Source organism: Phycisphaerales bacterium (genome assembly GCA_020852515.1).
Lineage (GTDB): Bacteria > Planctomycetota > Phycisphaerae > Phycisphaerales > UBA5793 > UBA5793.
The window spans coordinates 187,335-213,215 of sequence record JADZAS010000023.1; the positions used below are offsets into that span (position 1 = coordinate 187,335).

24 protein-coding genes are annotated in these 25,881 nt (G+C 66.9%); 9 read left to right on the forward strand and 15 right to left on the reverse strand.

The window, feature by feature from the left end; translation table 11 throughout:
- Positions 1-5 precede the first annotated feature (5 nt).
- The 4 genes from IT430_15820 to IT430_15835 all read right to left on the reverse strand — a co-directional run bounded on the left by IT430_15820 (position 6) and on the right by IT430_15835 (position 4,088).
- A complete protein-coding gene (locus IT430_15820; protein ID MCC6909408.1) occupies positions 6-1,607 on the reverse strand; it encodes an RDD family protein in 1,602 nt (533 codons plus the stop codon).
- A gap of 72 nt (positions 1,608-1,679) precedes the next feature.
- The gene (locus tag IT430_15825; GenBank protein MCC6909409.1) at positions 1,680-2,582 is read right to left on the reverse strand and encodes a hypothetical protein; all 903 of its coding nucleotides are present in this window, start codon (positions 2,580-2,582) and stop codon (positions 1,680-1,682) included.
- A gap of 38 nt (positions 2,583-2,620) precedes the next feature.
- On the reverse strand, positions 2,621-3,148 hold the full coding sequence (locus IT430_15830) for a hypothetical protein (GenBank protein MCC6909410.1): 528 nt from the start codon (positions 3,146-3,148) through the stop codon (positions 2,621-2,623).
- 319 nt (positions 3,149-3,467) lie between these two features.
- The gene (locus tag IT430_15835; GenBank protein ID MCC6909411.1) at positions 3,468-4,088 is read right to left on the reverse strand and encodes a cyclodeaminase/cyclohydrolase family protein; all 621 of its coding nucleotides are present in this window, start codon (positions 4,086-4,088) and stop codon (positions 3,468-3,470) included.
- 85 nt (positions 4,089-4,173) lie between these two features.
- Between IT430_15835 and IT430_15840 the strand changes: the two genes are divergently transcribed.
- On the forward strand, positions 4,174-4,797 hold the full coding sequence (locus IT430_15840) for a methyltransferase domain-containing protein (protein MCC6909412.1): 624 nt from the start codon (positions 4,174-4,176) through the stop codon (positions 4,795-4,797).
- Between the two features lie 3 nt (positions 4,798-4,800).
- On the opposite strand, the gene IT430_15845 is transcribed toward IT430_15840, so the two are convergent.
- From IT430_15845 to IT430_15855, 3 genes are read right to left on the reverse strand one after another with little or no spacing between them, the layout of a single operon-like run.
- The gene (locus tag IT430_15845) at positions 4,801-5,727 is read right to left on the reverse strand and encodes a sulfotransferase (protein MCC6909413.1); all 927 of its coding nucleotides are present in this window, start codon (positions 5,725-5,727) and stop codon (positions 4,801-4,803) included.
- A gap of 28 nt (positions 5,728-5,755) precedes the next feature.
- Positions 5,756-6,601 carry a sulfotransferase gene (locus IT430_15850; protein MCC6909414.1) on the reverse strand — a complete coding sequence of 282 codons (846 nt, stop codon included), beginning with the start codon at positions 6,599-6,601 and terminating at the stop codon, positions 5,756-5,758.
- 48 nt (positions 6,602-6,649) lie between these two features.
- Positions 6,650-8,152: a sulfatase gene (locus tag IT430_15855; protein ID MCC6909415.1), complete on the reverse strand. Its 1,503-nt coding sequence runs from the start codon at positions 8,150-8,152 to the stop codon at positions 6,650-6,652.
- Positions 8,153-8,365: 213 nt separating this feature from the next.
- On the opposite strand from IT430_15855, the gene IT430_15860 reads away from it, so the two are divergent.
- Positions 8,366-9,586, forward strand: a complete 1,221-nt coding sequence (locus IT430_15860) for a glycosyltransferase family 4 protein (GenBank protein ID MCC6909416.1) — start codon at positions 8,366-8,368, stop codon at positions 9,584-9,586.
- A 61-nt stretch (positions 9,587-9,647) separates the two neighbouring features.
- Entirely contained in the window at positions 9,648-11,366 is a 1,719-nt protein-coding gene (locus IT430_15865; protein MCC6909417.1) for an alkaline phosphatase family protein, read from the forward strand.
- On the opposite strand, the gene IT430_15870 is transcribed toward IT430_15865, so the two are convergent.
- From IT430_15870 to IT430_15885, 4 genes are all read right to left on the reverse strand, one after another.
- Positions 11,354-12,124 carry a site-specific DNA-methyltransferase gene (locus tag IT430_15870; protein MCC6909418.1) on the reverse strand — a complete coding sequence of 257 codons (771 nt, stop codon included), beginning with the start codon at positions 12,122-12,124 and terminating at the stop codon, positions 11,354-11,356. The genes IT430_15865 and IT430_15870 overlap by 13 nt on opposite strands.
- Before the next feature lie 114 nt (positions 12,125-12,238).
- Positions 12,239-12,661, reverse strand: a complete 423-nt coding sequence (locus tag IT430_15875; GenBank protein MCC6909419.1) for a hypothetical protein — start codon at positions 12,659-12,661, stop codon at positions 12,239-12,241.
- 1,074 nt (positions 12,662-13,735) lie between these two features.
- A complete protein-coding gene (locus IT430_15880; GenBank protein MCC6909420.1) occupies positions 13,736-14,155 on the reverse strand; it encodes a hypothetical protein in 420 nt (139 codons plus the stop codon).
- A 126-nt stretch (positions 14,156-14,281) separates the two neighbouring features.
- A complete protein-coding gene (locus tag IT430_15885; GenBank protein MCC6909421.1) occupies positions 14,282-15,613 on the reverse strand; it encodes a UDP-glucose/GDP-mannose dehydrogenase family protein in 1,332 nt (443 codons plus the stop codon).
- 324 nt (positions 15,614-15,937) lie between these two features.
- Between IT430_15885 and IT430_15890 the strand changes: the two genes are divergently transcribed.
- A complete protein-coding gene (locus IT430_15890; GenBank protein ID MCC6909422.1) occupies positions 15,938-17,551 on the forward strand; it encodes a SpoIIE family protein phosphatase in 1,614 nt (537 codons plus the stop codon).
- Between the two features lie 45 nt (positions 17,552-17,596).
- On the forward strand, positions 17,597-17,911 hold the full coding sequence (locus IT430_15895) for a hypothetical protein (GenBank protein ID MCC6909423.1): 315 nt from the start codon (positions 17,597-17,599) through the stop codon (positions 17,909-17,911).
- A gap of 21 nt (positions 17,912-17,932) precedes the next feature.
- Here the strand turns inward: IT430_15895 and IT430_15900 are convergent, their stop codons facing one another.
- Both IT430_15900 and IT430_15905 read right to left on the reverse strand, forming a co-directional pair.
- The gene (locus IT430_15900) at positions 17,933-18,388 is read right to left on the reverse strand and encodes a polymer-forming cytoskeletal protein (GenBank protein ID MCC6909424.1); all 456 of its coding nucleotides are present in this window, start codon (positions 18,386-18,388) and stop codon (positions 17,933-17,935) included.
- 39 nt (positions 18,389-18,427) lie between these two features.
- Positions 18,428-18,964 (reverse strand): polymer-forming cytoskeletal protein, encoded by a 537-nt coding sequence (locus IT430_15905; GenBank protein ID MCC6909425.1) that lies wholly within the window; start codon positions 18,962-18,964, stop codon positions 18,428-18,430.
- A 200-nt stretch (positions 18,965-19,164) separates the two neighbouring features.
- Between IT430_15905 and IT430_15910 the strand changes: the two genes are divergently transcribed.
- The 4 genes from IT430_15910 to IT430_15925 all read left to right on the forward strand — a co-directional run bounded on the left by IT430_15910 (position 19,165) and on the right by IT430_15925 (position 24,371).
- A complete protein-coding gene (locus IT430_15910; GenBank protein MCC6909426.1) occupies positions 19,165-20,463 on the forward strand; it encodes a TlpA family protein disulfide reductase in 1,299 nt (432 codons plus the stop codon).
- 113 nt (positions 20,464-20,576) lie between these two features.
- Positions 20,577-22,658, forward strand: coding sequence for an excinuclease ABC subunit UvrB (gene uvrB / locus IT430_15915; GenBank protein ID MCC6909427.1), 2,082 nt, complete (start codon positions 20,577-20,579; stop codon positions 22,656-22,658).
- Positions 22,659-22,666: 8 nt separating this feature from the next.
- A complete protein-coding gene (locus IT430_15920) occupies positions 22,667-23,671 on the forward strand; it encodes a M23 family metallopeptidase (GenBank protein ID MCC6909428.1) in 1,005 nt (334 codons plus the stop codon).
- Positions 23,672-23,681: 10 nt separating this feature from the next.
- Positions 23,682-24,371 carry a class I SAM-dependent methyltransferase gene (locus IT430_15925; protein ID MCC6909429.1) on the forward strand — a complete coding sequence of 230 codons (690 nt, stop codon included), beginning with the start codon at positions 23,682-23,684 and terminating at the stop codon, positions 24,369-24,371.
- 170 nt (positions 24,372-24,541) lie between these two features.
- Here IT430_15925 and IT430_15930 read toward each other — a convergent pair whose 3' ends face one another.
- Positions 24,542-25,393 (reverse strand): HDOD domain-containing protein, encoded by an 852-nt coding sequence (locus IT430_15930; protein MCC6909430.1) that lies wholly within the window; start codon positions 25,391-25,393, stop codon positions 24,542-24,544.
- Positions 25,394-25,471: 78 nt separating this feature from the next.
- Positions 25,472-25,881 (reverse strand): hypothetical protein (locus IT430_15935; GenBank protein ID MCC6909431.1); only part of this gene is annotated, 410 nt, incomplete at its 5' end.

The window sequence follows — 25,881 nt, forward strand, 5'->3', positions numbered from 1 at the left end:
GGCCGTCAAGCCTCGCGGTCAATCGATGCGTCGGAGGGTTCGGGGCCGTCGTGGTGTGTCACGACGATGGTGCGGCCGGCGAGATCTCCGAGCCGCTGGCGATACTGGTTGATGTAGACGAACAGAAACAGCAGTGGCACGTTGAGCGCCACGAACTTCATCGCATTGCGAACGAGCACGCCCGCAACCTTCGCGCGCTGGCCGTCGGTGCCGACGACCCAGCAGTCCATGAGCGCCTTGCCCAGCGTGCGGCCCCAGAGCAGTTCGCTCAGCGTGCAATGCCCGATGCAGATGAGGAACATGAGCATCATCGGCCAACTCTGCTCGATGTGCTGGGCTCGCATGGGCATCTGCGCGATGTCAAACACAGCCTTGAGGGGCACGTCGAGCACCAGGCCCGCCAGCAGAGCCGACGGCAGCAGGTCGATGAGCAGCGCCACGACGCGGCGCCGCGGCTCGGCGACGCGCGCCCCCCTCGGCGGCGTTACGTTCATCCGCGCCGGATCCGCCGGCCGGAAGATGAACATGATGAGGATCGCGAAAAGCAGCGCCCCGACCAGCACGAGCAGGCTGAAGTCCTCGAACGCCGGTCGCAGCCGCTGGCGGAGTTCAACAGCCTCATCCGTCTTGCCGCTCTCCACGTCAACCGAAGTGACGCTCAGCCGGTCGCCCTCGGGCGGCGCCGTGGCCAGAGCGAGACTGGACCCGAAGTCGATCAACCGCGTGCTGGGCGGCAGACCCTTGATCCGCGCCACCGGATAGACGTGTGGCGGACGGAGCAGGACGATTTCGAGTTCGTCAGCCGCATCGGTGGAAAGGGCCGCGTAACTCTGGCCGTCGTACACGGCTGAATCGGCGATGCGCTCTGCCGCCACTTCAACGCTCTCCGCACTCCACGTGGAGTCCGACTCGAGCGAATATGCGGTCGACTCGCCCGATGGCGCTGAGACGAGCAGGATCGGCCGGACGCCAGCGAGCAGCGCGAATCGGTCGGTATCGCGCGCGTCTGGCGGCAGCGCAACCGGCTCCCACTCGCCGCGAGGCAGGGCAAGACGAAGCAACTGCGGCAGACCTGGTCCGCCCTCGGTCGCCTCGGTTTGCGGTGCATCGGCAAATGCCGTGAGCAGGACGAGCGGCTCGCGGCCATCGGCGACGAACCCGTTGATGCGGCCCGCGCCGGGCAGGTCGGCGACGGTGCGGGCGCGGGGCGAAGGCTCGTACACCCAGGCCCGCGAGCGAGGGTCGTATGCCTCTGCGCGCACGGTCGAGACCGATCTGTTCTGAAACCCCCCAGCGGGATTGCGCTTGCCGCGAAAAATGCAATAGAGCCTGCTGTCAACCGCAAGCGCCGCTTCGGGCATGTCTTCGACGATGCTCGCTTGCTCGGCTTGCCCCTTGGCGTGGCGCGGACCGTGGTGCAGGACGATGATGCGCGTGTTCTCGGCGATGCCGGCAGGCTGGAAGAACCAGACGTGCTGCCCGTCGCTGACGGCCACAGGCGCCAGCGGCCGCTCGCTCGCCTGGGCGTGCGCCGCAACCGCGAAGGCCAGCGCCGCGAGACACGCGAGCCAGCCGCTCAGCGCGCCCCCGAAAAGCGGCTTTGCCATGTTGATGTTCCGTCGGCCCACGAGCATACTTGGGTGGATCATAGTCGGCGGCGGGGGCCGCTGCGGCGCATCTCACTTCGAGCCGGTCGGCGAAGCCGGCAGCGCCGGATCGGGGCAGTTCGCGTCGAGTACGATGACCTCGTCGGGACGCATGTTCCGCCTGATCGCATCGAAGTCGAACAGCGCCTGCTTGATCTCCGTGTGCCCAGCGGGGACATCTGCCGGGTCGCTCAAAGTCAGTCGGACGAACTCTTCTTCGGCGAGACTGCCCGAACGAACCTCGACGCGCGTTGGAACGAAGGGCTGGCGCCCCGGCGCCACGCCGCGCACTTCCATCTCGCGGTACTCCGTCAGTTCGCTGGCGGCCCAGAGGCGACCCGTCGCCGCATCGAACAATTCGACGCGCAGCGGTCGGCCGTCGTCTGCGGCGATCCAGGCGCGGCGCGAGCACCAGCGAGCCGGCGCGGTGACTACCCAGGCGCGGCGCTGCTCGTCTCCCTCCACGGCCGCGACCACGCCCTCGGACAGATCCAGCGGCAGCTCGAACACGCCATACAAGTCGATCAGTTCAGCCGGAAGCAGCGACACGGGAAACGCCTCGCAACAGGTGCTGAAGGCGTTGCTGTTTCGGGCGATGAAGGCTCGCGAAATGTCGCCGCCCCAAAGCATCCACGAGCGTTCCGGCCCGCCGCCGATCCACAGGTAGGTCTTGCCGACCTTCTCGAACGTAAGCGCCACCTGATCGGGTCGCATGAAGATGAGATTGCCCTCGCCGACTTCGTTCTGCCGCTGGCCCTGCTCGTCAGTCCACGACACCTCGACGCTGCCCCGCGTGTAGAACCCCTTGATGTCCGCCACGCGCGCATTCTGGCGCTGGGCCAGTTCGCGGTAAGTCGGCGGCGTCCCGAGCGGCTCAGTGCGCGGCCCGGCCTGGGCGCCGTTCGGTGACTTGCATCCTCCGGCCAGGCACGCCACCCATAGCGCAGTGGTGGCGGCGGTGCAGCGCCACGATGTCACAGTTCACCCCGGAGGATTTCGCCCAGCTGGTCCGACACCTCGCGCACCTGGTCTTCGTTCAGATGCGGGTCGATGACTTCGACCGGCGGCGCCTCGGCCGGATCGCCTTTGAGTCGCATCAGCCAGACGCTTGCTCCGTCGCGCTGCTCCGTGGACTCGTGCTTGAGCAGGCGCTTGCGGAGCAGGATGAGCGCAATAACGAAGCGATAGGCGATCCGCTGGGGCTGTTCGTCATCCGCCAGGCGGTGAAAGAGGTTGAGAAGCACCTCGTCATCGACAAACGGTTTCGCTTTGCCGCCGGGCTCGGGCATTGTCGTGCGCCATGATGAGAAGAGCCGCGGCGGGCGCTGGCCGCGTTCCCACGCGGCCAGGCTGTAGTCCAGCCGCTCGAATCCCTCTTCGCCCTCCCGTTCGCAAAGCGTGGCGATGTAGACAGCGCCGGGTGCGATGGCTTCGCCCGTCGCCGCACAGCAGCCGGTTGCTCGGGCGATGTCGTACGACTGGTTCGATGAAAAGCGGCTCATGCGGCAATCGTAGACCGGCCGGAGCGCGTGCTGACGTGTGGCGCCGACGCGGCCTCAACCGGCGCGGAACATGCGTCGCGAGGTGCCGCCGGCGCCGATTCGGGCCGTGACGCGACCGCCACATCTCGGGCATCTCCCCGAATACTGGGTCGCGGTGCGGTTGCGGTGCAGCCGGCCATAGGCGTGGCAGCACTCGAAATAGACCATCAGCCAGGGCTTGGTTTCAGGACGGCTGGCATCCGCTCTCGCAGGTGTGTCATAGCGGTCGAGCACGGCCCATTCATCGGCCGGCCGACGTGGGCAGGTTGAATGGCGGGCGTCAGAGCGGCGCCCGCCGGCGCGCCACCATCTCCGCCCGGTGTGCCGACGCCGCGGCATCATGCAGCGCCTTCTCCAGCCGCCCCTCAATCCGACAGCGCTCCGGCATCGAGGAAACAAGCGGCAGGTTCACGCGGACGTTCCAGGCGCCACTGCGCGCCGCCGCGTCTGCGAGCGCCGCCGCAATCGCCAGGTCGCTCAGCAGGCGGGGGTTGCAGGCCTCGGCAAGATCACCCAGCAGGCCGGCCATGCCGCAGGCCGCCTGCACGACGGCCATCGGCGCGCGAATGGCGGCCTGCACCTTCGGCTCCCACTGCTCGACGCGCTTCGGGTCGTCCTCAGCGAGGCGAAAAAGCGCATCCAGGGCGGCATATGCCTGAGCATCCTGTTCGGCCAGATCGAGCATTTGCCGCCCGATGGCGGTCAGATGCTCGATGGCGCCCTGAAGGTCGCGCCGCTGCTCGTCGGTGGAGCGGCGATTGATCGAGTAGGCCAGAGCCATGCGGCCCAGCGCAGCGCCCAGCGAGCCGACGAGTGAGGCCACGGCGCCGCCTCCAGGAGAAGGCGTTCTGGCCGCCACGGCCTCCAGAAGCGATTCGACAGTCTGGTCCTGCAACGCCATTTGAACCACTCCAAACAAGAAACCGGGTCGCGGACTATACTAGTGATCCCCGCGGCCCACGCATCGTGATCACGAAAGGGCATCGATGCTCACGCATATCAAGGTCGCCCTCAAAGACTACTACCACACCGGAACGCCCGTTCCGAGCATGCCGACGTTCGCGCGACTGATGACCAAGGAGTGTCGCCAGGCCGCACCACCTCGTCGCATTCTCGAGGTCGGACCCGGCGCCGGCCCGATGACCGAGCAGATCGTCCCGACGCTGGACAACGGCGATGTGTTCGATCTCGTCGAGATCAACGAAGACTTCGCCCGCAGCCTCGACCGCAAGTTCCTTCAGCCGGCGCGCCAGCGCGTCCCCGGCGCGACGATCCGCATGCACTGCGGCCCCATCCAGACCGTCCCGCTTGAGGGGCAGTATCAGTTCATCATCTCATCGCTCCCGCTCAACAACTTCGAGCCGCAGGTGATCCGGGAGATCCTCGATCGCATGAAGGCTCTGCTGGCGCCCGGCGGCTGTCTGAACTTTTTTGAGTACGCGGGAATCCGCAAGATCGCCCGGCCGTTCAAGGGCACAAAGGACCGCCGGCGCCTGGGCGATATCGCTCAATTGCTCAACGAGTTCGACCGCGAGAACCACGTCACCAAACGGGTGTGCCTGCTCAATATTCCGCCAGCGCTGAAACGATCGCTCCAGGTCGCTTCCTGAATCTCACGCGCGAACCGCTTCCGGCCGCGCTTCGCCGGCGGTTTGGCCCGGCACGGTCCAGTCTTCACGCGATTCATAGCCGTACTTGATGAGAAGCGGCGTGACCCAGGGCCGCATGGTTTCGATCTGCTGCGGCGTGCACTCCGTGGGCCACTTGCTGTTGCGATTCTCAAGGTGCTCGGGGAAGCAGGCGACCGCCCTGTCATCGTCCTGCAGGCCAAACTGGGCGCACATGCGGCGCATGATGTTGCGCGTATCGAGGATGAACTCCTCGTATTTGGCGCGGCAGACGCGCTCGGCCGGCACCTTTTCGAGATCGGACTGCACCGTGTCTTCGATCCCCGCCCACTGCCTCGCATGCGCCTCGTACGGATCGGCCCTGTAGTACTCCTGCCAGCCCGGCGGACGCGCGAAATCCGCCAGGGTGCGATCCTGCTTGTGCTGCTTCTCCATGACGCGAATCATGGAGCGAACCACGGCCCGGCCGTCCCGGATGATGTGAACAAACTCCGCATCGGGGAAGATCGACAGCAGCCACGGCACCCGCAACGTGTTGCGCGGAAGTTTGTTCGTGAATCGATGCGCGTTGAGGCGCTGGCGGAGCGAGATGTACCGGCAATACCAATCGATGTTGGAGCGGAGGCGCCGGGCGCCGAAGGCCGTGACGTCCTTCTCCGTCCAGCGATGCTCGTTCTTCTGGTTGCGGTAATGCGGGTCGAAGAGGAAATGCCCCTCGGACCAGTTGGCCAGTTCAGGATGAGCGCCGAAGATGCGGCTGAACACGCTCGTCCCCGAGCGCGGCGAACCGAGAATGAAAATCGGCCGATCCACCCGGCGGTGCGGCAGCAGACCAATCGCCGCGAGCGTGACCGGATTTCGCCCCCACAAGGTGTACCACAGAATCCGCTCGATTTTTCCCGGAACGCGCATCGCTCGCCTCAGCCTTGGATCAGACCGGCTACACGGACGCCTTGATGGCGCGCTTGGCGGCGTAGCCGAGGTCGTTGAGCATAGGCTCGACGATGGGCTCCATGGCGGCAATGTCATCGACTGACATGGCGCGATTCCACTTGGAGTTCATGTTCGTCAGCCGGACCGGAATCTGCTTCAGAGCCTGCTCGTCGCCGTCCAGCCCGCACTCCCTCCAAACTGCGTCGATGACGCCGCGCGGATCGACGACGAAGTCCTCATACCGGACCACGTGCAACTGCTCGTCGGGCACGCAGCGGTTCAAATCGGCCTGCAGCGTCTCGTGAATCGCGGCCGCGGCGAGGGAGAAGCGCCGCACCATGTCGGATTCGGCATTGATCTCGCGCCAGCCCGGCGGACGGGCGAACTGCCCCAGCGGGTAGCGGCTTCGCCAGCCCTCCTGACGCGTGCGCGAGACAAGACTCCACACGACGGCGCGTGGGTCGCGCTGCACGCTCACGATGTGCGCATCGGGCCAGCCAGCCATCAGAAACGGCACTCGCACCGAGTTGCGCGGGTGCTTGTTGACGAACCGCTGCTTGCCCTTCCACTTGGTGTAGTAGGCAAAATTGTTCGTGATTCGCCGCACGGTCGCGTCGGTGGCCTCCGCTTCGATCCAGCGATGATCGGTATCCTTCGCGCGGAATCTCGGATCCCACATCGTCGGCGCCTCGGACCAGTGCGCGAAATCGCGATGCCGCCCGAAGTGACGAACGAAGATCGAAGTCCCCGAGCGCGGCAGGCCGACCACGAACACCGGGCGATCGAGATCAAGACGCGGCCAGGTCGCCACCAGGCGGTGGGCCCAGGGGTTTCGCGTGTGCACGGCCGCCAAGAGCAGCTTCGGCCATCTTTTCAGCGGAAAGTTCAAGGTCGTGGCACCTCAATCGAGGTAACCGAGAGCACGCAACCTTTCTTCCACCTCTGGCGAAATCTCGCTGGAGCTGCCGCCTGTCAGGCGCGACTGCACGTCCGTATAGGCGTCAAGCCATCGCGGTTTCCAATCGTTCAGGAGCGATTGCAGCCGCTGCAGCCCGGAAGTCGCCGCGTTTTGCGGATCCGGCAGAAGATTGTGCGATTCTCGAGGATCATGTTCGAGGTCGTACGCTTCGTCGGCCTGATCGCCTGTATACGTGAGCATCTTGTGCGTCTTGCTGCGCACGCTGAGCACGCCGCGATTGAATTGCGGCGCCATCTCGTGCAGCCCCTGCCGCAGCGCCGAAAGCCCGAAGGGCTTGAGCAGCTCGCTGATCGCCGCCTCGCGCGACTGCGAGAGCACGTCGATGCCCTCGCAGGCCGCGGGCCGCTCTAGCCCGAGGAGGCTGCACACGGTCGGCACGAGATCCACGTTCTGGATGAGATCGTCCTGAGGCCCCGTAATCGCGACATTTCGCGGCCACTTGACGATCCACGGAATGTGTATGAGTTCGTCGTAGCACACGAACTGATGCCCGAGGATGCCGTGGCGGCCGAGGCAATCGCCGTGATCGGCCGTGACGATCACCAGAGTATTGTCAAAGTCGCTCCGCTTTGACAGGTCGTCGAGCAGGCGGCCGACCTGCTCATCGAGGTAGGCGATGCAGCTGTCGTAGAGCGCGGTGAGGACGTCGTAGTCCTCCTGAGTCATCTTGACGAGACCGACATCGTGTGGGTTGGGCCGCTGATTGATCGCCGCGAGATTCCGGTTTCGCAAGGCGGAAGGCAGGAACTTCCTGCGGTAGCGATGCGGCGGTCGGTACTCCGCGTGCGTCTCCTGCAGATGCAGATACGCGAAGCGCGGCCGATCTTCCTTTTCACTCCAGAATCGGCGCAGTTCATCAAAGCACGCAGCGGCCCCCGCGTCGGCAAAGCCCGTCATCCAGTAGCGCAGTCGGTTGCGCATTGAGCGGCGCTGCACCTCGTCGGCCTCCGTCTTGAGGTCCAGGCCGAGATCCACGCCTTCATGCCGCTGCTGGCCCTGGCTCTGGGCCCGGCGGCGCTTCAGGGCGCGCCAGCGGGCCCGAAGCGCGTTCGGCGGCGGCTCGAAGTTGTGCGCAAAGCCGCGATCGAGCCCCGAGAAGTCCGACACATACGGCACGTGGCCGGTGATCTTGGCCGTCGCGTAATTGTGCGAACTCAGCAGTTCGGCCAAAGTCGTGAAGCGCCGGCTCAGGCGCTCGCCATCCACCTCAAGACGGTGCGTGCTCGGATACGTGCCCGTGAACAAGCCGGCCGTACTCGCCATCGTCCACATCGCGCAGGAAATGCACTGGCGGTAGATCGCCATGTGTCGGGCGTGGCGCTGCAGATTCGGCGTGGTCGGCCGCTCGTAGCCGTAGATCGAGAAGTTCTCCGCACGGGCCGCGTCAAACACCACGATGAGAATATTGGGACGTCGTTCATTCATCGGCGATGTTCACTCAATCGACCTTTCGGCCCTTCGTTCTGCTTTGCGGCGTCCGCTATTGCTTCGCAGACCCGGCGTGAGCCAAAGCCCGCCGCGGACCCGATGATGACGCCCCATCATCCGGCCGACATGGATGCTGTCAAGTCGGCGGTCCCGCAGGCTATCATCTGGCCCGGTTTTCTGCACGGCACTCGCCGGACCTGGCCGCCGGGCATGACACCCCCGCAACAGGTGGAGGCATTGGCGGTGCGGATCGCGTTCATCTTTGGCTCCATCCCCACGCGAAACGATCGGGAAACCGACCTTCGCCGCGCCGTCATCGACAAGAAAGACTGGCTCGGTCAGGAGGCCGAATCCGTCAAGGCCGCGCTCGACCGCCGGCATCCCGGCTCTGCCGTCTCCGTCCACATCATGTACACCATCAGCGGCCACGCAGTCGGCGACACCGGCGTGGAGTGGTTCGCCACGAGGCCCATGTGGCCCATGACGCGCCGCTCCTTTTACCAGGGCAAGCAGTGGTCGCGCGCGTTTCTCCACAAGATCCTCGACTGGAAGCCGGATCTCATCCACTGGCAGATGAACAGTTATGCGTACACGTTTCACCTTGCCGCCCGCGCGTTCGTGAAGCGCGGCATCCCCTACGTCTACCAGCACCACGGGCCGCATCTGGCGCGCAAGGGTTACATACGCAAACTGCTCCAATATCCCAATAAGCAGGCCGAGCGCGGCATCTACCTCACGAAGTACCACGAAGAGATGTACCGCGAAGGCCTCGGCCTCGATCCCGCCAGGAGCCGCATCATCCGCGTGGGCTACGACGAGCGTTTCCAGCCGCTCGATCGGGCCAAGTGTCGCGAAAAGACCGGCTTCAAGGGCAAGCCGATTCTCTTCTGGGCGGCGGGGCTCACCAAGCGCAAAGACCCGCTGACGGTGCTGCGCGCGTACGAGAAAGTCGCGCCTGAGTTTCCCGAGTCGCACTTCTACATGGCCGGCTCCGGGCTCATCGAACACGAGGTCAAGGCACTCGTCGCCGCGAGCCCGACGCTCACGCGGCACGTTACGCTGCTGGGCTACGTGAACAACGCCCTGCTGCCGGAGATGGAAAACGCCTCGGACATCTACGTCATGGGCAGTCACGGCGAGGGGTTCTGCGTCTCCTCGATGGAGGCCATGGCGTGCGGGCTCTTTCCCGTCCTCACGACCGTGCCGTGCTTCGTCGAACAGACCGACAGCGGCCGGCTCGGACAACTCTTCGAAGCGGGCAACGTCGAGCAGTGCGCGCAGTGCCTGCGCAAGGCGATCGGCGATGTGGAGTACCGCGAGCAGGTCCGCCGCGAATTGCCCGAGACGGTCCGCACGCTCACGTGGAGTTTCGTCGCGGACCAGTTGGTGGATCTGTACGAGGAGGTTCTGGCGGGCCGGAACAGGATGTAGAAGGCCGCGGCGCGATACCTCTGGTTCGATGTGAGCCGTGTAGAATGCAGGCGAGAAAGCAGTGAGCAGCAAACCACGAGTCATGATCATCGGCCTCGACGGCATGACGTTTGACGTCATGAAGCCGCTGACCGAGCAGGGCGTGATGCCCACGTGCAAATCGCTCATGGACCGCGGTTCGTGGGGCACGCTGATGAGCACCGTGCCGCCGGTGACCGGCCCGGCGTGGGTGTCGTTCGCCACCGGCAAGCAGCCGGGCAATCACGGTGTATTCGACTTCTTCAAGCCGACCAAGGCCAACAACAAGGCCCAGATCAGCCGGCGCGTGGTCAACGCCCGCGAGGTGGATGGCAAGACGCTCTGGCAGATTCTCACCGAAGCCGGCAAGACGAGCATCGTGATGAACGTGCCGGTGAGTTACCCGGCGGCGCCGATCAAGGGCGTCATGCTCGCCGACATGCTCTCGCCGCACAAAGAGGGCGACTTCTCCTGGCCGCGCGACCTCATCCGGACGCTCGAACCCAAACTCGGCGAATACACCATCACCGTCAACTGGCAGGGCTACTCAGCCGCGCGGCCGCAGCAGTTCATCGATGATGAGGTCAAGTGCGAGTGGCAGCGCACCAAGTACTGCCTGCACCTGATGGACCAGTACCCCGACTGGGAACTCTGCTTCCCGTGCTTCACCGAGACCGACCGGATGATGCACGCGATGTGGAACTACCTCGACCCGAAAGAGCGCGAGAAGCTCAAGAAGTCGGGCAAGTACGACCAGGCGGTGATGGACAAGGTCATCGAGTTCTACCGCGAGCAGGACAAGATGATCGCGCAACTGCTCGAGAAGGCCGGGCCAGAGACAACAGTGTTCTTCGTCTCCGACCACGGCTTCGGGCCGCTCTACGGCAAATTCATGGTGAACAACTTCCTCGCGCAGCGCGGCCTGCTGGTGGTCAACCAGATGAAGATCCGCCAGGCGCTGGCGCTCATCCTGCTCAAGAAGATGTGGTTCAAGTTCCTCAAGACCATCGGCTTCCAGGCGTGGGCGCGGCAGCGCCTCACCCGCCGCGCCGCACGCCAGTCCGGAGCCGCGCGCACCTTCTACGACGTGTTCTACGAGTCGATCGACTGGGAGAAGACCAAGGCGTACATGGCCAGCAATACCGAAGGCGGCCTGTATCTCAATGTGAAGGGTCGCCAACTCTACGGCTCGCACGTCGATCATGGCTGCATCGAGCCGCGCGACTACGAAAAGGTCCGCAACGAAGTCATCGAAGCGCTGCGCGACATCCGCCACCCCGAGACCGGCCGGCCCATGCTCTCACACGTCAAAGTGCGCGAAGAGGTCTACACGGGCAAGTACACTGATCGCGCGCCCGACATCGTGTTCTTCCTCGACAACGGCGAGTGGATCGCAGACTTTTCGCTGGGCAAAGGTGCATTCCGCAAGGCCGATTGGAAGACCGGCTCAGGCATGCACCGCATGGAAGGCTGCTTCCTCGCGTGCGGCCCGGGCATCAAGCACAACCCGAACGTCACGACGGACATCTTCAACGTCGTGCCGACGGTGCTGGGCTACATGGGCCTGCCGATTCCCGATGACATGGATGGCAAGTTCATCCGCGAGGCGTTCACCGACGAGTGGCTTGCCTCGCACGAGATCACCTACGCCGGCACGTCGTCGCAGGAAGGCAAGGGCTGGGGCGAAGGCCAGGATGTCTTCAACCAGGATGAAGAGCAGGTGCTTGTGGATCGCCTGCGCGGCCTGGGTTATCTCGACTGACCGATCGCGGTTTCGCCATCAGCGTTCAAGCGCTGCCGCGCGATCTTCACTGCCTCCGCCGAGACATCGCAGCCGATCCACTTCCGCTGCAATCGCTGCGCCGCCACGAGCGTCGTGCCGCTGCCGCAGAAGAAGTCTGCGACGAGGCCGCCGGGCGGACAGCATGCTGTGATGAGCCGTTCGAGCAGGGCCAGGGGCTTCTGCGTCGGATAGCCCGTGCGCTCCGCGGCCATGTTGTTGATCGAGGGGATGTCGAGCACATCCGTGGCTTTCTTCGTGAGCCCGCGCATGCGCGCGCTCGTCGCCGGCACGCGCGGCGGCTCGAACCAGTACTGCTCCGACCGGCCGTAGAAGAGAATGTCATCGTGCTTGCGGGCAAAGCGGCGCGGCGAGGAGCCGCCCAGGCCGTAGGACCAGATGAGATGGTTCACGAACCGCTCAGCGCCGAAGATCTCATCGAGCAGCAGCCGCAGGTGATGGCTCGTGCGCCAGTCGCAGTGCAGCAGCAGCGAGCCCGTCGGCTTGAGCACGCGATGCATCTCGGCAAGGCGCGGCCGCATGAACGCGAGATAGTCGCGCATCGTCGGCCATGCGTCGGCGTAGCAGGCTGCTTGTCCGGCCGTTCCGCCTGCGCGCTGTGTCCCCCGCTGCTGCTGCCCCGTGTTGAACGGCGGATCGATGTAGACGAGATCGACCGTGCCCGCGCCGAGGCGCCGCAGCAGATCGAGGTTGTCGCCATGATGGATGGCGGCCTCCACTCCCTCCTCCGGCTCTGCGGGGGAGGGCCGGGGTGGGGGCGAACTGCCGGAACCTGTCGATTGCAGATCACGCACCCGACTGGTCATACCTTTTCAAGAACGGCCGCCGAAGACTCAGTGATGCCCGTGCCCGCCGTGGTCGTGGCCGTGATCATCGTGATGATCGGGCTCGGCCGGCTCGGGGGCCTTGGTGAGCACCGCCACGGAGCCGAGCGTCGCGGCGAGCACAAAGAGCGTGATGCAGCCGATGATGACCTTGCCATACCACGAAGGCGGCTCTTCGACGGCCAGCGCCTCGGCGGCGTGCATGCCGGGATCGGCTTCGTGCCCGCCGGCGTGGCTGTCCTGCTCGTGCCCCGCGTCTTCATGGCTGTTGGCTTCCCCGTGCTCATCCTGCGCGGCGGCGTGTGTGTCCTGAGGCTCGCTGTGCCCCGGCTGCTCCTGCCCTTGCCCATCCTGCGCCCACGCGCCGGGCGTCAGCGCGAGCAGAGACCCGAGGATGAACACGGCTCCGATAGTGCGAATAACCCGCTGCATGGAGGCAGTATATGCGCGCCGGCGCCGCGTTTTTCTCTCCCAATCTTCGCCGACTTGACCGGTGCGGCGGCATTCCACTTCGAGCGCTGCCCTTTGGTCGCTCAATGCTCATTCCGTCGCGGCAAGGCCGGTTTTCTCGCGGACGTGCGTGCGCGGTGCGCGTTTGCTGCGCAGGGACCCCTGTTTGGACGCGCCAAACGCGCGAGAGGAGGAGCCAAACGCGCCGGAGCGGTGGTCATTCGGGCCTGCGAAAGACGATTCGGCGCCGATCAGCCGTCCTCACGCGCCATTGGCGCTCCGCCCAGCGCGACTCCCCCATCCAATCGCCGGTTTCGACGAGCCAACCCGGTGTCTCTGCGCGCCAAGCGCGCAAGTTATGTGGATAACTCGGGGGCTTCGATGTCGTGCGGCGAGAAGCCCTGACCGGCGAGCGGAGCGGTGTGCGGAAGCAGTGCTCCCTGCGCGCCCGGCCCGCCGGTCCATGTCGCCGGGCCTACGGAATCTGTACGACGTTGCTGATCGAGCAGGGATAGCCGTCGCTCACGATCATCTGGAGATAGCCGCCGCAGGCGAAGACAGGAACACGTCCCGTCATCTGACCCTCGCCTTCTCCTCCTGAGCGAAAAATCCGAGCGAGGCGGAGACCATCCGTCCCGAGGCCGAGGGTCGTCCCGGCACACGGCGGCCCGTTGAGTCGGTACTCTCCGAGATTTCTGCTGAACCACAAGCCTGCTTGCTTGTCTGCTGTCGCGCCAGTCCATTCAATGGCAATCTCGCCCGGACAGGTGCCTTCAACTCTCAGGAGCAGGTCCTGCGCAAGCGCTGTGCTCCCCAGACCCATTACTCCCAAGACACTCGAGAGGATCAACAATTTCATATCTTGCCGCCTTTCGACACTGATGTGATTAGTTCGGAAAAGTGAATTCGATGAGGTTGGAAACGCGGCAGTCTGACAGATCGACTGCTTGTAGATAGCGCGTCTGGCCGGCCCAACCGCTCGGGACAGACGCGTCATAAACCAATGCTCCGTTGCTTCCGGCAGTCCTCTCGCCCTCTCGTTTGTCTATCGAACCCTCACTGCGGAATCTGCACGACGTTGCTCGTGCTGCACGGAAAACCATCATTCACGATGAGTTGCAAGTACCCTCCGCAGGCAAACGCATTCACCCGCCCGGGTCGTTCGCCCGAGCCCTCTGAACCAGACGGCATGAGCGCCACAAGGCGCAGGCCGGTCGTGCCGAGTCCTGTCTCAGTACCCGCGCACCAGATCTGCGGAATCGTGAAACGGCCGGTCGTCCGTGCAAACATCAGCCCCATCCAGCGATCCGCTTCAGCGCCGTCCCATTGAAGGGTGACGGCCCCGGGGCAGTTCCCTTGCACGGAAGCGGTTACATCGTCGGGCCCACGAACAACTCCCAATACGGTGACTTCTGCGAGACACACCGCAACCACCAACGCAAGCGTGGACGCGCGATGGATCGTTGCTCTGCCCACAACGGCCTCCTTCTGATTATGAGACTACCTCACAATCGTGGTGGCCGTCTACGAAAATCGAGTCGGCGGTCTTGATATTCCCACCTTCAGGGCGGTTTCCCCGAGGTGGATTTCAGGCGCTCAGCCCTACGGCCGCACCGGGTGCCTTCCGATCGAGATGTACGTGAAGCCGAGTTCGGCCAAGGCGGGGCGCCGATACAAGTTGCGGCCGTCAAAGATGAGCGGCTGCTTGAGGCTCGCCCGCATCGTGTCCCAGTCGGGGTTCTTGAACTCGTCCCAGTCGGTACAGATGACCAGCGCATCGGCGCCCTGGAGGCACTGGTACATGTCATCGGCGATGTCCACCTTCTCACCCAGTTCGCGCTTGGTGTTGGCGGCGGCCACGCGATCAAAGGCGCGGACCTTGCCGCCCTTGGCGGCGATCCAGTTGATAAGCGTGATGGCCGGGGCCTCGCGGATGTCATCGGTGCGCGGCTTGAACGCCAGGCCCCAGAAGGCGAAGCGCCGGCCGGCGAGGTTGCCGTCGAATTCCTCGGCGATCTTGCGGAAGAACAGGGCCCGCTGCTCCTGGTTCACATCATGCACCGCCTGCAGCAGCCGGGTCGGCACGCCGACGGCCTTGCCCATCGAAATGCACGCGAGCGTGTCCTTGGGGAAGCACGAGCCGCCGTAGCCCAGTCCCGGATAAAGGAACTGGTTACCGATGCGGCTGTCCGAGCACATGCCTTCGCGCACGCGATTGACGTTGGCGCCGTAGGCATCGCACAGGCTGGCGATTTCATTGATGAAGGAGATCTTCGTGGCGAGCATGGCGTTGGAGGCGTACTTGACCATCTCGCTGCTGAGCACATCCATGATGAAGATCGGATTGCCCTGGCGCACGAAGGGGTCGTAGAGGTCCTTCATCATCTCGCCGACTTCGGCCGCCTCGACGCCGCACACCACGCGATCGGGCTTGTTGAAGTCGTTGATGGCGTCGCCCTCTTTGAGGAACTCGGGGTTGTTGGCGACGTGGAAGGGGTAATCCGTCTTGCCGCGAATGATATCGCGCACGAGAAACGTCGTGCCCACGGGCACGGTGGACTTGACGACGACGGTCTTGGGCTTCTGGTTGGGACCGAGCGCGTTGATGGCCGCGGCGATCGCCTCGGCGGCGGAGCGGACGAACTTCAGATCGGCCTTGCCGTCGGCGTCGGACGGCGTGCCGACGCAGATGAAGATGACATCGGCCTGGCTGTAGGCGCGCTCGGCGTCGGTGGTGAAGAAGAGCCGGCCCGCGGCGACGTTGCGCTGGATGAGTTCATCGAGGCCGGGCTCGTAGATGGGGACTTCGCCGCGATTGAGGCGGTCGATCTTGGCTGAATCGACGTCGAGGCAGGTGACCTTGTTGCCGGTGTTGGCAAAGCAGGTGCCGGTGACGAGACCGACGTATCCGGTGCCGACCATGGTAAGACGCATGGAGAATCCTTCAGAATTGACTGGCGGCAGGCGCCTCGGGCAGCTGCCGGCGGCCCGCCTTCCCTCCCGTGAAACAACAACCGCGCCGGGACTTCATCGACCCACCGGGCCCGGCGGTTTGTCCGCCGACGCCCGCTTTGCGGCGCGGTTGCGATTGTAGGCCGCGCCAGCCGATCGGCCGAACCGCTCGAGCGTCGGCACGAGGCCCGGCGATCGGACACTCGGCGGTAAACGCGGTCCCCGTCGACAAATCCCGATTCATGCGCGCTGCGTCCGATCATGGAGGCAGGCTCGCTACACTTGCCGTCCTCAGGGCCAGGCGCGATGGATGCACAGATCGACAGACCGGTTGAAGGGCTCGCCCCGCCGCAGGCGCAGCCAGCCGCTGCGGAGGCCGGGCTCGCCCGGGCGCTGCGCCGACTGGCGCGAAGCGTCGGCGCGGGCATTGAGATCGCCACCGGGGCCGCGCCGCCTGTCGGGGAGGGAGTCATGACCGTCGGCCTGCGCTCGGCCGCCGGTGAGCCGCGCTGGCTGGTCGCGCGCCGCGAAACGGTCCCGATGGACCTCGCCGCAGACGAGACCCTCCGCCAGATCCTCCAGGCGTTTGCCTCACTGGCCGACGCCCTGGCCGAGCGCGAGGACCAGTTGAACCATCGCCTGGCCGAACTCAAGGCGGTGTACCAGGTCTCGGGCGCGCTTTCGGGCATCGGCGATCTCGAATCCATCCTGCAATGCGCGCTGCGCCTGGCGATCGAGGTGATGAACGTCAAAGCCGGCTCCATCCGCCTGTTCAACCCTGCGACGGATGAACTCATTCTCCGCGCCCGCGTCAACCTGAGCGACAAGTACTTTGCCAAGGGTCCGATCTTCGCCCACGAAAGCGAACTCGACACGCGCTCGCTCGCCGGTGAGGTGGTGTACGTCGAGGATCTTTCCACTGACGAACGGATTCGCTTTCCCGATCTCGTGCAGGGCGAGGGGTTGTGCAGTTTTCTCTCGACGGGACTGATCTTCCGTGGCAAGCCGGTGGGCGTCATGCGGCTGTACACCGGCGAAATCCGGCGCTTCAGCGAGTACGACCGCAACCTGCTCCGCGCCGTGGCGCAGCAGGTTGCCACGGCGATCGCCAACGCGAGGCTGATCGAAGAGCAGCGAAGCGCGCGCGAAGTCAAGCGGCAGGTCGATCTGGCCAGCAACGTGCAGCGGCGCATGTTACCGCAGCGCGTGCCCAGCATCGCGGGGCTCGACATTGCTGCCCGCTGCATCCCGTCGCTCGAACTCGGCGGCGACTTTTACGACTTCGTCGATCTGGGGCGCAATCTCGGCCTCTCGCTGGGCGACGTGGTGGGCAAGGGCGTGCCGGCGGCGCTGCTCATGGCCTCGGTTCGCGCCAGCCTTCGCGCCCACGCCACCGACATCTATGACATCAACGAGATCATGGCGCGCACCAACCGCGCGCTGACCGACGACACGCACGAGCACGAGTTCGCCACCGTGTGGTACGGCGTCATCGACGTCAAGGCGATGCGCCTCACGTACACCAATGCCGGTCACGATCCGCCGCTGGTCTTTCGGCCCGACCTGCGGCACTCGCCCGGCCAGACCTTTCGCGACCTGCGCGCCGGCGGGCCGGTGCTGGGAATCGACCGCACCGCGGCGTATGACAAGGGGCTCTTCGACCTCGCGCCGGGCGACGTGCTCATTGTCTACAGCGACGGCCTCACCGACGCCCAGACCTACGATCGCCAGCGCTACGGGCGGCAGCGGCTGTGCCAGGCGGTCCTGCAGTCGTTCGAACTCGCCGAGCAGGCGACGGCGTCGCTCATTCTCAATCACATTCTCTGGGACGTGCGGCGGTTCGTGGGCCTCAACCCGCAGTACGACGACATCACTCTCGTCGTCACTCGCATCACCGGGCCCGGCCAGGGCGGTCCGTAGGTTTATCGCTCATGGACCGCTCGCCGTCGCGCCGATCATGCGTGTATGAGCCAGATCGGCGGACCCATCCAGTCGGGACTGGCGGGCGGCGTGCCGGCACAGGACGTCGCGAGCAAAGCGCGCGCCAAACGCGACCGGGAGCGCGATGAAAAGACGCGCCGCTTCGAGGATGCGGTCGATCTCCACGTGCCCGGCATGGAGAATTCCGAGGCGATCCACGGCCTGAGCGAGCACGATGAAGAGCACCGCCAGCGCGAGAAGCGCAAGGCCCAGCGCCAGGTCGAGCACGAAGAGAAGATGAACAAAGAAGCAGCAGGCGACAACCCGGGCGAGCGCCCGCACATCGACCTCCGCGGCTGATGACCGCTCGAATACCCCGAATCAGGCCGCCGGCTTTGCCTCGGTGGCTCCCGTACTGATTTCCAGACTTCCCTCGAAGGTTCCGCCGCGCTGGATGTGAATGGCTCGGGCGGCGACCTCGCCGCGCAGCACGCCGCCCGGCTGGACGACGCAGCAACCGGTGATGCGCACGTTGCCGTCGAGTTGGCCGGTAACCACGAGTTGGCCGCAGATGATCCGGCCGCGCACGACGCCCTTGCGCCCCACGCGCACCGCGCCCATCGTCGTTACGTTTTGCGTGCACAGGCCGTTGAGTTCGGCGTCCTCGAAGCGCATCGGCCTGGTGCACTTGGGGCAGCGCGCGTTGATCGCCTTGATCGAGACTTCAAAGTGCGCGCCGCAGTCAGGGCAGACGACCGCCCGCCCGGCCGGGCGCGGCACAGCGACCTGGCGATCCTGCTCCGCCTCCCGACGTGATCGACCGAAGCCTGAAAGCATGTCCATCCATCCGCCGCCGGGGCGGTTGCCCTCGCGGACTTATCCCACCGCGCCCCGCGCACCCGAGAGAACGCTGGGCCGGCGGCGCAAGAGCGTCTTGGCCGCATTGGGACTCGTGCTCACGGAAGTCGCCTCGGCGTCCTGGTCGAGACGTCCGGCAATCGCTTCATCATCTTCGCGCGGACTCGAGAGCGAGCGTGACTGGCCACGCGACGCCTGGGCCGCAGCAATGGCCTGCTGGCCGATGACGACCTGACCCCGGCAGGTGGCGCCTTCCTCGGCGGAGAAAGCGGCGGCGTAGACATCCCCGGTGAGATTCGCCGTGGCGCCAAGGTGGAGCGCATCGGTGCAGTAGATTTCGCCCTCGACCCGGCCGTGCAGCGCCAGCGCGCCCGCCCGGATCGTGCCGTTGATAAACCCGCCTTCGCCGATCTCCAGCGTGTCGGTGACTTCGATCTGCCCTTCGATCTGGCCGTGGATGATGGCGCTTCCTTCAAGGAACAGTTCGCCGACGAGGCGGCAGTTGCCGCCGATCACCGTGGGCTGTCCGCTGGTTTGCTGCTGCTGCTGGGCCATTCGGGCCTCCGTGGACTGACCTGATCTCCCGGCGGGGGCAGAAACAAGGCTCTCCCTCCGTGGAGGTATTTGTCGGCCCCGGGTGGCGGCAACCATGAATTTCCCGCTCGGCCGGTCTAGCGTTTCCCGCGCTGGCCGTCTGGCGGCTTATCGAGAGCCGTCGCGGCCGGCCGCGTCCCGATACCCGCAGGAGAAGAATCATGATCCGCATCACCGCGACTCTGTGCGCGGCCGTGGCCGTGTACGGCGCTGCCGCCACGCTGCTGGCCGCCCCGCCCACCGATGAACAGATCGAGCAGTGCATCAAGTCGTTCAGCGAGGCCCGCACGGCCAATCCGCCCCGGACCATGGACGACATGAAGAAGCTCGCCGGCGAGGCGCTCGGTGATCTCAGCGTCGAGGAGATGTCGGTCGATCAGATCTCGACGCTGCTGACCAAGGCGCCGATCCTGCGCTATGCAGACGGCGCGTACGAGAAGGCCGTGGCTCGCCTGCGCACCTTCCAGAGTGACCAGGGCCAGGACGGCGCCCGCGCCTGCGTCCTCGTGTTCAATGACGATCTCAATGCGGCCAAGACCGATGCCGAGAAGGCTGCGGTGATCCACCGCACGCTCGCTCATCCCGCCTTTGACGAACTGGCGCTCGCCGGTCAAGCATCGGGCGTGTTTGCCGGTCTCGGTGGCGTCGAGAAAGGCGTCGCGACCCTGTCAGCCGAGGACCTTGGAGCGCTCGATCGCTTCGTCACTGCCGACAACGCCGAGGTGATGATCCGCTCGTACATCGAACTGCTCAAGGCATATTCCACCGCCGCCGACAAGCCCGCCGCCAACGCGCTGCGCGAAAAGATGGCCCTGCTGGCCGCCGACATGGCGGCCGGCGCCACCGATGAGCGCATGGCCAAGTACTACACCGGCATCACCTCCTACCTGAACGGCGCTTGCGCTCGCGGCGAACTGCTCGGATACAAGGCGCCCGAAGTCAACATCACCTGGTCGAGCGACCCCAGCCTCAGTTCGCTGGGCGCTCTCAAGGGTGAAGTCGTCGTGCTCGACTTCTGGGCCACGTGGTGCGGCCCGTGCGTCGCGTCCTTCCCGAACGTGCGCGAACTCGTCGAACACTACAAGGGGTATCCCGTTCGCATCGTCGGCGTGACGAGCCTGCAGGGCTATCACATCGACAGCGAAGCCGCCGAGAAGCGAATCGATACCGCCGGCGATCCGCAGAAGGAGTACGCCCTGATGGCGTCGTACCTCAAGTCGCGCAACATCACGTGGAGCGTCGTGTTCACTGAACAGGAAGTGTTCAATCCGGACTACGGCGTGCGCGGCATCCCGCACGTGGCGATCATCGGCGCCGACGGCAAGGTGCGCCACAACGGCCTGCATCCGGCTGCGCCGCTCAAGCACAAGACCGAACTCATCGACGCCTTGCTCAAGGAAGCCGGCCTGCCGGCGCCCGCGCCGGTCGTCGAGGAGCCTGCACCCGGCGACGAAGGCTGATTCTCCACCCGGTGCAATTCCATGATGTCTCGAGGCGTCCCGCGGCCCGCGATTTCTACAAGGCGCCGCGGCGCGCGCGCGGCGTCGGCGTTCGAAAGTCCGAGGGGATGCCCATGGCGCACCGCGCCTTCGAGCTCGTCAGCGACTTCGCCCCGATGGGCGACCAGCCCCAGGCCATCGCCCAGCTCGTCAAGGGCCTCGAGGACGGGCTCGTCCACCAGGTGTTGCTCGGCGCCACCGGCACCGGCAAGACCTTCACCATCGCCAACGTCATCGCCAAGGTGCAGCGCCCCGCGCTCGTGCTCGCGCCCAACAAGACGCTCGCCGCCCAGCTCTACGGCGAGCTCCGCGCCTTCTTCCCGAAGAACCGCGTCGAGTACTTCGTGAGCTACTACGACTACTACCAGCCCGAGGCGTACGTCCCCTCGACCGACACGTACATCGAGAAGGACAGCCTCATCAACGACACCATCGATCAGATGCGGCACGCGGCGACGCGCGCGATCCTCGAGCGCCACGACACGATCATCGTCGCGTCGGTCTCGTGCATCTACGGCATCGGCGACAAGACGACGTACAAGGGCATGCTCGTGCACCTCGAGGAGGGCAAGACCTACCTGCGCGATCGCCTGCTGCGCCAGCTCGTCGACATCCAGTACACGCGCAACGACTGGGACTTCCACCGCGGCACGTTCCGGGTGCGGGGCGACGTCGTCGAGATCTTCCCGGCCTACGAGCAGGACGAGGCGCTGCGCCTGTCGTTCTGGGGCGACGAGCTCGAGTCGCTGGCGCGCATCGACCCGCTGCGCGGCACCATCCTCGAGCGTATCCCGGCCGCGGCCATCTTCCCCAACAGCCACTACGTGACGCCCGCCGACCAGGTGAAGCGCGCCGTCGCCAGCATCCAGGAGGAGCTCGGCCGGCGGCTCCCCGAGCTGCGCGAGCAGCAGAAGCTCCTCGAGTGCCAGCGCCTCGAGCAGCGCACGATGTACGACCTCGAGATGCTCGAGCAGCTCGGCTTCTGCAACGGCATCGAGAACTACTCGCGCCACCTCACCGGGCGCGCCGCGGGCGAGCCGCCGCCCGTGCTGCTCGACTACTTCCCCGAGGACTACCTGATGGTCATCGACGAGTCGCACGTGGCCATCCCGCAGGTCGGCGGCATGTTCCGCGGCGACCGCGCGCGGAAGCAGGTGCTCGTCGACTTCGGCTTCCGCCTGCCGTCCGCGCTCGACAACCGGCCGCTCACCTTCGACGAGTTCGAGGCGCGGATCGGCCAGGTGGTCTACATGTCGGCGACGCCCGGCGACTACGAGATGAAGCAGGCCGGGACCGCGGTGGCCCAGCAGCTCATCCGCCCGACCGGCCTCATCGATCCCGAGGTCGAGATCCGCCCCGTCACGGGCCAGGTCGACGACCTGCTCGGGCAGATCCGCGAGCGCGTCAAGCGCGAGCACCGCGTGCTCGTGACGACGCTGACCAAACGTATGGCCGAGGACCTGACCGAGTACCTGCAGGAGGTGGGCGTCAAGGTGCGCTACCTGCACGCCGACGTCGACACGCTCGACCGCATCCAGCTCATCGAGGATCTGCGCCGCGGCCTCTACGACGTGCTGGTCGGCATCAACCTCCTGCGCGAGGGCCTCGACATCCCCGAGGTGTCGCTCGTGGCCATCCTCGACGCCGACAAGGAGGGGTTCCTGCGCTCGGAGCGCTCGCTCGTGCAGACCATCGGGCGCGCCGCGCGCCACGTCGAGGGCAAGGTCATCATGTACGCCGACCACATCACGGGGTCGATGCGCGCGGCCATCGACGAGACGAACCGGCGCCGCGCCATCCAGGCGGAGTACAACGCCAAACACGGCATCACGCCCAAGACCACGTCGCGCGCCTTCAAGTCCGGGCCCGACGCCGAGGAGTACGAGAAGCCGGCGGACGCGCCGAGCTACGTGCGCGACGGCGGGCGCGGCAAGAAGAAGGACGGCGGCGGCGGCAAGAAGGGCAAGGGCGGCGAGAAGCAGAAGCTCGCCGAGCTGCGCACGGCGGCGCTCGGGCCCAAGGAGCTCGAGACGCGCATCCAGGCGCTGCGCAAGGACATGCTCGCGGCGGCGCAGGGGCTCGAGTTCGAGCGCGCGGCCGATCTGCGCGACCAGGTGCGCTCGCTCGAGGCGCTGCTCCTCGGGGTCTCGGCGTGAGGGCGACCGTGCGGGTCGCCGCGCTCGCCCTGGCGCTCGTCGCGGGCGCCTGCACGACGCCCGAGCGGCGCGACCCGGAGCCGCCCGCGGACCACCCGTGCCCCGAGCAGGCGCTGCCGCCCGTGGCCCCGTCGTTGTGGCTCGACGCGGTCGACGAGGAGGTGCCCGTGCCGCTGACGCTCGCCCTGCCGCTGCCCGACGGGCTCACGGTCGAGGTGACGCAGGGCAACCACGGGACCATCTCGCACACGGCCGACCAGGCCTTCGCGTACGACTTCGGCGTGCCGCTCGGGACCGCGGTCCTGGCGGCCGCGCCGGGCGTCGTCGTGTGGGTCGAGGACGGCCACACCGAACACGGCGCGGACGCGAGCTACCGCGAGCTCGTCAACTACGTCGTGCTCGACCACGGCGGCGGCCTCTTCACGGCCTACGTGCACCTCGGCGCGGGCGGCATCGACGTGGTCGCGGGCGACGTGGTCGTCTCCGGGCAGCGGCTCGCGGTGACGGGGCTGTCGGGGCAGATGACCGGCCCGCACCTGCACTTCCACGTCGAGAACGTGTGGGCCGAGACCCTGCCCGCGCGTTTCGTCGACGTGGCACGCGGCGGCTGCGCGCTGTTCCCGCAGACGGGCGACCAGGTCACGGGCGACGCGCGCGCGTTCGCGCCGCTCGTCGGGCGCGACGACACGAGCCCGATCCCGGCCGACACGTGGGCCGAGGACGAGGTCGTCGACGTGGCCGGGCTGCCTGGGCGCCTCTACGAGAGCGACACGAGCTTCACGGTGACGGGCCGCGTGACGCTCGCGGGCGCGACCGAGGTCGTCATGTTGTGGCTGCCGCCCGACGGCGGCACGGCGCTCGCGGTCAAGGTGTTCCCGGTCGCGGGCGACACCTTCACGGGCACGCTCGAGGCGGGGCGCATCGACCCGGGCGTCTACGGCGTGGCGCTCGTCGCGGGGACGGGCGGCGCGGTCGAGGTGCCGCGCAGCGTGCTGACGACGGTCGTGCGGTGACGGGGTGGCGATGACGACGAAGCGGGTCGAGCTGACGGTGGACGAGACGCGGGCCGGGTACGATCGGTGGGCCGCGGGCTACGACGAGGCGAAGAACCCGATGGTCGCGGCGACCGCGTGGGCGCTCGCGACGTGGCCGCTCGCGGTCGCGGGGCGCGACGTGATCGAGCTCGGCTGCGGCACGGGGCGCCACGCCGCGCCGCTGCTCGCGGCCGGCGCCGCGTCCTACCTCGGGGTCGACGCGTCCGAGGGCATGCTGGCGCGGGCGCGGGCGCGCACCGACGACGCGCGGGCGCGCTGGTGTGTGGCCGAGCTCGCGGCCGTGCCCGAGCCGGACGCGAGCCGCGACGTGGCCCTCGTCGTGCTCGTGCTCGAGCACGTGCACGACCTGGCGCCGGTGTGCGCCGAGCTCGCCCGCCTGCTGCGACCGGGCGGCCGCCTGCGTATCCTCGAGCTGCACCCCGAGCGTATCGACGACGGCACGCGCGCGCACTTCCGCGACGGCGACGCGGAGCTCTGGTTCGCCAGCGTCGCGCACCCGGTGCCCACGCTCGTGGCGGCGCTCGCGGCGGCCGGCCTGACCACCGTCGCGGCGCGCGAGCACACGGCCGACGGCGCGCTGCTCGCGGCCGTGCCGGCGCTCGGCAAACACGCGGGGCGCCTGGTCCTGCTCGACGTCGAGGCCGCGCGCGCCACCTGACGGGTTGTCGGACGACCGGACGGGGTTGTCGCACGACCCGGACGGGGTTGTCGCACGGCCCGGACGGGGTTGTCGCACGGCCCGGACGGGGTTGTCGCACGACCCGGACGGGGTTGTCGCACGACCCGGACGGGGTTGTCGGACGACTTGGACGTGTTGTCGCGCGCCGCTCAGGCGGCCAGGCCCAGCGCGCCGAGGGTGCGGTCGCGCTCGCGCTCGAGCGCCTCGCCGATCTGCGCGATGGCGGCGTCGTCGAGCTTGAGCGCGGCGAACGCCGAGCGATCGACCGGGTAGCGCGGCAGGTTGCGGCCGGCCGCGCGCTCGAGGTCGCACACGATCACGTCGGCCGCGTGTACGACGACCGCGGGCAGCCGCGCCTCGCCGCGCGCCTCCATCGGGCGGTGGCTGGCCTCGATGGCGCTCGGGATGGGCTCGGGGATACGCCAGAAGCGCGCCGTCGCCGCGCCGAGCTGCGCGTGGTCGAGGCCGTACATGGCGCGCTCGATGTCGTCGAGGCGCGCGCCCGGCACGGGGATGGGCGGTGCGAGGTCCTGGCCGCTCCGCGCGAGCAGCTCGGCCAGGACGAGACGGCCGACGTCGACGAGCAGGCCGGTCGTGAACGCCAGCGCGGGCGCCGTGAAGCGGCTCGCGCGCGCGATGAGGCGGGCGCCGATGGCGACCGCGAGCGAGTGGCGCCAGAGCGCGTCGCCGTGCGGCACCAGCCGCGACGCGGACGCGAGCGAGCCGCGCAGGCGCTCGGCCACCAGCGTGCAGACGAGCGACTCGCCCAGCCGCAGGACCGCCAGCACGCAGTCGGTGATGGGGCCCGACGTCGCAGCGAACGCCGCGCTGTTGGCGACCCGCAGCGCGTCGCTCGCGAGGATCGGATCGGACGCCACGCAGCGGCCGATGGCGTTCATGCCGGCGTTCTCGTCACCCATGAGGCGCACGAGCTCGGGCACCATCACCGACGGCGGCACGAGCTTCGACTGCACCTCCGTCAACAGCTCGCCGATCGTCATGCTGCGCTCCTCCATGGATCGCGCGTCCCCTGGCTGCCCAACGGTCGCGGATCCACGGAGGTTAAACGCGACCGCCGATCACTCGACCGACACCAGCGCCGCGGCGGGTCCCACGGCCGTGAGCGCCACGTGCGAGATGCCGAGGAGGTGCCCGAGCTCGTGGCTCGTGGCGGTCGCGCCGGGCGCGACGCCGACCTCGAGATCGGTGACCGCCACGCGCACGCCGCCCGGCAGGGTCGCGGTCGCGGGGCCGAAGCTCCACGAGTGGATGTCGATCTGCTTGCTGTGCCCCTCGCCCGCGCGCGCCGCCGCCGCGACGCCGGTCATGAACCGATCGAGCGTGAAGGGCGCGAGGCCGGGGGCCGCGACGAGCTCGGCGACGAGCGCGCCGTCGGGGCCGCGCAGGCGGTAGGTCACGAGGTCTCCCGGGTCCGCCGCGACGTGCACGCGCACGTAGTCCTGGTCGCGCGTGAGGTCGGAGGCGGTCA